The following is a 1,301-nucleotide window of genomic DNA, read 5'->3' as shown; positions in this document are numbered from 1 at the left end:
CGTACTGGCGCTGGCACAGCTTGCGATGACCTACGGCGACCAGGCCGCGGTCAACGGCATCCTCGCCGACGGAGCCGCCTCGGTGCTGCTCTGCGCCACGTCCCAGGAGGCGACCCATGCCTGGACCGCGTTCAAGAACGGGTTGGTCCGCCGTGGCCTGCGTCCCGGCCAGTCGCGCTACGAGATGCCCCGCCGCCCGACCGTTCTGGTCGCGGCGGAGGCAAGCCCGACGGGCCGGGCCACGACCTTGCGCACCGCCGACGCACAGTTGAGCCAGCCGGGCGCGCTGGTGCTCGTCACCGACGATCTCGCGGGGCTCAACGGCGCGATGGCCCGGCTCCCCGTGACCCGCCTCGCCCCGCTCTGCGCCGACGCGCTGGTCTGGGCCCTGCGGCAGACCCACAGCGCCACGGGCAAGCTTTCCGAGGACGCCCTGCGCGCCGCCCTGCCCGCGGACGCGGCGCTTGCGCGGATGGGGACAGCCCTCGTCGGTCTGGCCTTGCGCGAACGCGGTCCGCTCCGCGTCGCGCGCAAGCTCGCCGAGCTGGTGGCCCCCGTCGCCCCCGACACGGACGGTCCCACCCTTGAGGACCTGCCGGGGCTTGGAGAAGCGGGGCCGCGGCTGGCGCAGATCGTCACCGACGTCGCGGCCTACCGTGTAGGCCAGCTCGGCTGGGGAGAGGTCGAGCGCGGTCTTCTCTTCGCCGGACCGCCGGGAACCGGCAAGACGCTTCTCGCGGCGGCCCTGGCGCGCAGCCTCGGCGCATCGTTCTTTCCCACGACGCTGGGGGACATGCAGAAGCGCGACAGCGGCGGCAGCAAGGTCACCCAGGAGATGTCCGCCCTCTTCGACAGCGCCCGCGCCGCGACCGCGGGGGGCGGTCTTGCCGTGGTGTTCCTGGACGAGATCGACAGCTTTGCGTCGCGCGACCGGCCGCACGACCACAACACCTCCTATTTCACCAGTGTCACCAATACGCTGCTGACCCAGGTCACCGAGGCGCTGGACTGCGAAGGGATCTTCGTCGTCAGCGCCACCAATTTTCCCGATCATCTCGATCCGGCCTTGATCCGGGCCGGGCGGCTGGGGGCGCGGATCGACGTGCGTCCGCCGACGGTGCGCCAGATCCCGGGCGTGTTGCGCTATCACCTGGGCGACGATCTGGCCGGCACCGACCTTGCTCCTGCCGCCCGCGCCGCCGCAGGCCTGACACAGGCACAGCTCGCGGAGCGCGTGACCGCCGCACGCCGTCGGGCCCGGGCCGAGGGACGGGCGATGTCCCTCGACGATCTGCTGGTCG

Annotated in this window: 1 protein-coding gene; it reads left to right on the top strand. The window is 72.4% G+C overall.

Annotation, left to right across the window (positions count from 1 at the left end; genetic code table 11):
* A partial coding sequence (locus EU805_RS17215) for an ATP-binding protein (RefSeq protein WP_129765206.1) occupies positions 1-1,301 on the top strand: 1,301 nt, incomplete at both ends.

The organism is Salipiger sp. IMCC34102 (genome assembly GCF_004145405.1).
Lineage (GTDB): Bacteria > Pseudomonadota > Alphaproteobacteria > Rhodobacterales > Rhodobacteraceae > Loktanella.
Note: the sequence above shows the minus strand (reverse complement) of the source record. Positions and strands in the feature narration are given on the sequence as shown.